Source organism: Chloroflexus sp. (genome assembly GCF_034432675.1).
Classification (GTDB): Bacteria; Chloroflexota; Chloroflexia; order Chloroflexales; family Chloroflexaceae; genus Chloroflexus.
In genome coordinates, this window is the sequence record NZ_DAOUBI010000096.1 from 20,644 (window position 1) to 27,087 (window position 6,444).

4 protein-coding genes are annotated in these 6,444 nt (G+C 56.8%); 2 read left to right on the plus strand and 2 right to left on the minus strand.

What is annotated here, in order from left to right; genetic code table 11:
* Window positions 1-61: 61 nt before the first annotated feature.
* Together VAE55_RS07285 and VAE55_RS07290 are read right to left on the minus strand one after the other, a co-directional pair.
* A complete protein-coding gene (locus VAE55_RS07285; protein ID WP_322815132.1) occupies window positions 62-1,765 on the minus strand; it encodes a proton-conducting transporter membrane subunit in 1,704 nt (567 codons plus the stop codon).
* A gap of 87 nt (window positions 1,766-1,852) precedes the next feature.
* Window positions 1,853-2,941, minus strand: coding sequence for a hypothetical protein (locus VAE55_RS07290; protein ID WP_322815133.1), 1,089 nt, complete (start codon window positions 2,939-2,941; stop codon window positions 1,853-1,855).
* A gap of 712 nt (window positions 2,942-3,653) precedes the next feature.
* Here VAE55_RS07290 and VAE55_RS07295 point away from each other — a divergent pair.
* Together VAE55_RS07295 and VAE55_RS07300 are read left to right on the plus strand one after the other, a co-directional pair.
* The gene (locus tag VAE55_RS07295) at window positions 3,654-3,872 is read left to right on the plus strand and encodes a hypothetical protein (protein ID WP_322815134.1); all 219 of its coding nucleotides are present in this window, start codon (window positions 3,654-3,656) and stop codon (window positions 3,870-3,872) included.
* Between the two features lie 250 nt (window positions 3,873-4,122).
* A partial coding sequence (locus VAE55_RS07300) for an HYR domain-containing protein (protein WP_322815135.1) occupies window positions 4,123-6,444 on the plus strand: 2,322 nt, incomplete at its 3' end.

Genomic DNA, 6,444 nt, shown 5'->3' on the forward strand with positions numbered 1-6,444 from the left:
CTTTGATAAGTAGTGAAGTATACTCTTTGTCTGTCCGGGCAGTGTTCTGGTATCAGGTTGTTTATTGCGCCATTAAGAACAAGATCGCCAGCAAGCCAATCATAACGCCAAATAGATAATACCGTTGCTCAAAGATGATCATGATGGTATGGAGCGAGCTGCTTACGCTGTCGATCCCACGACCGAGCATGCTGAATAGCCGACGGGCATCGGCCAGCTCGCTCATGCCCTGCAAGAGTTCTCCCATGCCTTGCCAGGTTGGACTGACTGCCGGGTCTTCAGGCACACGCTCTGTCTGGTAGGGATTGGCCTTGCGTAATAGGAACCAGCTTACGACGCCGGTCGCGATGGCCGTGCCGATGAAAGGCCAGGCAAGTGGTTCGGCAGGCATGACCGGTGGGGCGAACGGTGACCAGCTCAGCCAGAGTGGCCAGGCCAGCCAGGGCACAAACCCGGCCAGGATCAAGGGGATCAGGATTGGCAGGCTTAGCATACCCTCTGGCCAATGTGTATAAACTGGTGTTTTCCCCTGCCAGCAACGAATGAGCAGTGGCAATCCGGCAGCAAAACCGATAACTGCCGCAGTCATCAAGGGGCCAATAATCCACACGTGATGACTGGTGGCGGCCTCTATCAGCCAGCGCCATCCCCAAAAGCTCCAGGTCAGCGGTAGACCGGTTGCGGTTGCCGTTGTCACAAGCCAGATCAGGCCGATGAACGGTAGTTGTGATGTCGGTTGCTTGCCATCGAGCAGGTCGGAACCTTGCAGTCGTTCAATCGCAGCGCAAACCAATCCACCGGCAACGGCGTGGAGCTGGAGCGACAACAACAGGGCCGGTGCTGCCAGACCAGCTAACGGTTCATTAAGGGCAGCCGCGCATACGACCACTCCTGCCTGCAACGCGCCGTGGCGAGCGACCAGATCGCGACCGGACTGCGCATTGAGGGCGGTGAATGCCACCCCTAGTGCGCCGAATGCGCCAACAGCAGCCATGATGAAACCGGTTGATGCCGGCAAAGGAGGTATCTGTGGTAGGAGACGAACGATAAAGCCAAGCCCAATAGTGGGCAGGGTCAGTCCGCTTATGAGCGCAGCCACCAGGGCCGGTGCCGTGGTAAAAGCGCTGCGCACACCGCCAAAGGGAGGTGCTCCGGCCAAAGCCAGCGCACCGAACAGCGCCAGTCCGACCAGCGTAGTTGGTGGCAGGGTGTCTGGAGGTAAGGCGGCACTTGCTGCAGTCAGACCTGTCACAGCGACCACGGCCAGCCCGCCGGCAATCAAGTGGGGCGGTAATTGATCAGGTGCTGGATCAACGCCTGCGGCAATCAGCGCACCATGAGCGGCAATCACCGCCAGTGCCCAGCTCAACGGGGTCAGAAAGCTGAGTGGTGGAATGGTTAAGCTGAGCAGGGCGGCAGTCAGGGCCAGCAAGAGCCAGCCGAACAACGCACCAAATCCCTCTACCTCTGGCGGTACAACCACGGCCAGGGCCAGTAAGCCAAGGGTGCCCCCAACCAGGAACATGACCGTAATTGCTCGTTCACTCAGTTCGGGCGCTGCCGGCAGAACGAGCGATAATGCACCGATACTCGACAGCGGTTCTGCCGGGGTCGTTTCGAGCGGATTGGCGATGACACCGATAGCTGCCAGGCCGGTCGCCAGCGCTGCCAGCAATGCCAGACGGCGGGTAATACCAATCTGGGCCAGGCCGAAACAGAACACGGCACCTGTGATCAGGCTGATAAAGCTAGCGATAAGACCCATGCATCCTCGATATAAACAACCCGGTACTCCACCGGGTGATACACTACATAGACACGGCTCTGCAATGCGGCATCAGGGTTTTGGACACTAACTACGTCCGATCAGGTAGGTTGCCGACTGCCAGCAAGCCGTACAGGGATCGGTCGAAATGGCGATCAGCATCACATCATCAACCACTGCCTGCTGCAACAGCGAACGAGCCAGCAATCGATCAAGCTGCGGCGCAATGCCAATCTCCACCTCGGTCAGACGTTGACCATCGCTACGCACAGTATAGCGCAATGAGCCACGTGGCGCTTCAACTGTTACCGTTGCTTCACCGGCCACCAATGGAACCTCTTCATACACGTTGCCAACTGGGAGATTCTGCAACCAGCGAACAACCAGCCGCAACGATTCTATTGCTTCGAGCAACAGAACCACCGCCCTGGCGTGAACATCGCCACCCTCCTCGGTTACCAGTGCTGGGGCCAGGATGTTGTAAGCAGCATAAGAAGGTTCCTGAATACGGACATCGGTGGCAATACCACTCGCTCGGGCTAGTGGGCCGGCCAGACCAAACTGCCTGGCAGCGGTTGGCTGCAATACGCCAACATCTACCGTGCGTGCCAGAATTGAGCGGCGTGGAATGCTCTGCTCGGCAACCGCTATCATCCTCGGCAATAAATCGTTGATGGCCTGAGCCGTTTCGGCTAGCGCCGATTCACTGGGATCAGCCAGCAGGCCGCCTGGCCGAATCAGTGCGGCCTCGTCATTGCCAGAGAGTTTCAGCGCGATCAAGCCCAAACGGGTCGTTAACCGACTGAGCCGGGCCGCATCGGTCAGGCCGAGCGCAGTTGCCAGTGCCGCCAGCGTATTGATGTGAGAGGCTGCGCGTTCCAGTTCAGCCAGTACAACGCGCACCGCCTGCGCACGGAGCGGTGCGGTGACGCCGGCGAGTTGCTCGATAGCCAGGCTGAATGCCAGGGTGTGGGCTACCTGACAATGTGGGCAAACCTGGCGTGCAGCTTGCAATGCGCCTGTTATTCCCCCTTGCGTAAGACGCCGGGCATACGCCCCATCACCGACCGAAGGGCGATACTCAACATCAACAATGTATTCACCCTCAATCGTCAGCGTCAAGCGTTCGCTATGCCAGGCTCCTGCAACCGGATGGAGTGTCAGTTGGTACTTCAAGCAACCTCCTTTTCTGTCGCGGCGCATTATACCACGCACGTCTCATGTGATATGCCGGTAGGTAAGTCGGACACACACCGGTACCCAGGGAAGTCCGGCTTCCGTACCCTGGCCGGTAGGGGCGCACATCCGCTCCTACGTCCTGGATATCCACTCGTCGCATCTGTCCGCTCGCAGAAGGATGGCAGCCCGCCGGTATGGAAGCGAGCAGCGCCGGCGGCCATCACGGGGCAAATCACCCACTGGATTGGCTGCCTTGCCCGCTCGTCATGCGCATGTCGCCTTGTTTGGCGTGCGGCAGCCACGCTGCCGCAGCAGCCGTGCTCACGATCAGGCGTGGGTCACGCCGTTCACCCTGCCGGTCGCGGGGATGCTGTGTGATCTCGCCACGCTCATGCATTCGTCCATCTCAAACAGGTTGGAATACGCTGATCCAACCCTGGAGTCTGCTATCAACCCGCCGATCCACCCTGGGTGGGTATGCGTATTAGATGCATCGTGGTACGATATCTCTGCATCGAGCTGACCTCCGATGCCACACCAAACACCTGTTGCCGTCAGCATTAGCACATCGCCAGGTGTCTTTTGGCGTCTTGTGCGTACAACCAGATATGTCGGGTGGAGGGGAATGATGTTTTTGTGCATAGACTACACACCGCACGCTTGCAATAAGCAAGTTGCTGTAACATATCAACGTGAAAGTGAACATCCTGTGGAATACCGGTTATTTGTCGCCAATCAAACGCTGCATATCGTCTTTGATGATGCTCGTAAGTGGAGTGGTCATATCCTGCGCCCAACCGATGGCCTGGAGGCGTCGTTTAGTAATCGTATGTGCCTGGAACATCTCATCGAGGGTTTGATTGGCCGACGAGCGTGGCCACAGTATCGCAGCCAGGTGCAGACGATTCTGGATCAGTTTCACATGTAGTATCGCCGTCGTTTTGCGAGAACGGCCTGGAAGAGAGCAACATCAGCCGCTCTTCCAGGCCGTTCTGATCCCATTCCTGGCCGTACCGATAATTATTCGTAACGCGAATTAATAATTTTGTAATCGCTCATCGCTACCTGTTCATCGCCACCACACGTTAGCCCGGTATGTTTATACCGGGCTACATTGCTTACATCATTTCCCGCTTAACACACGTTTCATTATTTCCTCAACTAACGAAGGAGAATCTATGCGACCACGATGGATCGCGCTTGCTCTGGGTGCTATCTGGCTGCTATTGGCGACGATACCGGCTGTCAGTACAGCGCACATGTCATCAACACCGACGCTTGATACATCAGCGGGTATCAGTGCCCGTTCCTCGCTGAACAGTGTGATTGGCGAGAATGACGAGCGGATTGGCGATGTTGCCCCGACACGGGATGCGTTTGAACCGGACATTGCCTATAATCCGGTGACCAATCAATATCTGGTTGTCTATGCGCGTCCTCGTGAGGGGGGTGGCTCGAATGAGTTCGAGATTTATGGTCAGTTTATTGACGCGGCAACCGGCGCGTTGATCGCACCTACGGCATCCGGGGCTGAAGTCAGTGGTACTGCTTTTCGGATCAGTCGTAACGGCAATGATCGCTCGACCGACCCCTTCGATGCCTATAGCCCCGTCGTAAGTTATAGCGCACGTGACAACGTGTTTCTGGTAGCCTGGACAGCCGACAATACCAATCCTTTGATTGACTGCAACGACCCTAATGCCGGTCGGGCCGGTTATCGAGCCGGTGGTGCCTTTGAGATCTATGTCCAGGTTGTGGCTGCCGATGGCGATCTCCTGATCCGCGATGAGTGTGGGAATCCCCAGGATGACCGGATCAGCGAGATCAATGTGTTGTTTTACCGAAACAATTTTGAAAACCGTAACCCTGATTGGGACGCATTCTCGCCAGCGGTTGCCTACAATAGCCAGAATGGCGAATTTCTGATCTGCTGGTCTGATGACCGGGCGAATGGGTTTCTTTCGCAACCGTTCGCCGAGCAGGGTGGTGAGTTTGAAATTCGCTGTCAGCGTTTTTCGCTCGACCCCCATCCCACCCGGCGCTTTGTCGGTCAGATTGGGCCAAACGATTTCCTCATCAGCCGGGCTGGTTTTACAACCTCGGCTACCGGTTATGTGCGACCCGACTACGATGCAGTGACGCCGGCGATTGCCTACAACAGCGTAGACAATCAATGGTTTGTGGTCTGGTCAGCCGATAACAATGCCAGCGGGGTAGAAGATGGCGAGTTTGAGATTTACGGCCAGGTATTGGCTGCCGACGGCACGCAGGCTCATTTGTTACCCGGCATTGGTGCAAACTATCGCGACGATCATCGGATTAGCCAGATCGGGGAAGCTACCGGATGTGATAATGCCAGTTGTGATGCCTATCGACCTGCTGTAGCCTACAATCCTGACCGTAATCAGTATCTGGTCGCGTGGTTTGGTGATAACGTCAACGGTTTTGACGAGGTGTATGTTAGTTTGCGCCAGCCCACCGGCTTCGGGACGAGTGTCAGTGGGCAGCAGGTCAGTTTTAGCTCTAATGGTACTGACAACCGTTTCAAGGGACTTGATGTTGATGTTGCCTACGATCCGTTCAATCAGGAGTGGCTGGTGGTCTGGCGCGGCGATCCCAGCGTGAATGATCGCTTCGAGATTTACGGTCAGCGTCTCGATGCTGACTCTGACGGGAGTGCACCGCTGGCGACGATTGGCGCGAATTTTCAGATCGGGACGACGCCGGCACTGGCACCAACCGCGTTTCAGGCAAGTTCGAGCGGCTTAGCTCGTCCATTACCCGGTGGCGAAGCAGAGCTCGCCAGCTCGACCACGTTGAATCCGGTGAACTGGCATCGCGTTGCGCCAAGACTTGCAGCAACCGGTAGTGGACGCTTTATGACCGTCTGGGCCGGCTATCTGAACGGTGTTGCGGCTGATCGACAGTTTGAGGTCTTCGGACGCCGCCTGAGCTTCGTGCCACCGACCGTGTCAGCGGGTGTGCGTAGTGATGGCACGAGCACGGCGCCATTGCAAGATGGTGATGTCGTTAATGCTACTATCACCGAACTCGGCCTCGTCTTCGCCGAACGTTTGCGCAACGGTACCGATCAGGCAAACTATCGGTTGTGGTCAGGCGATCTTCCCTCATGCAGCAGCACCGGCAGCAATCTGATCGCCAGTGTATCGGTCAACGATGCGACAACGACCATTGTTCCTACCATTCAGCCTCTGCCGGATGGTCAATATACGCTGATTGCCTGTGCCACGTTGAGCAGTGTCGGTGGTATTGCCCTGGGTGAAGATGTATCGCTCACATTTACCATCGATACAACCCCGCCGACGCTCGTTTTGCCGGAAGAGGTCACCGTAGAAGCAGAGACATCTGCCGGTTCAGTAGTGACATTCACTGCTACTGCCAGCGATGCGGTAGCCGGGGCGGTGCCGGTGAGCTGTACGCCGTCCAGCGGCAGCACCTTCGCGATAGGCACGACGACCGTCACCTGTACTGCTAGCGAC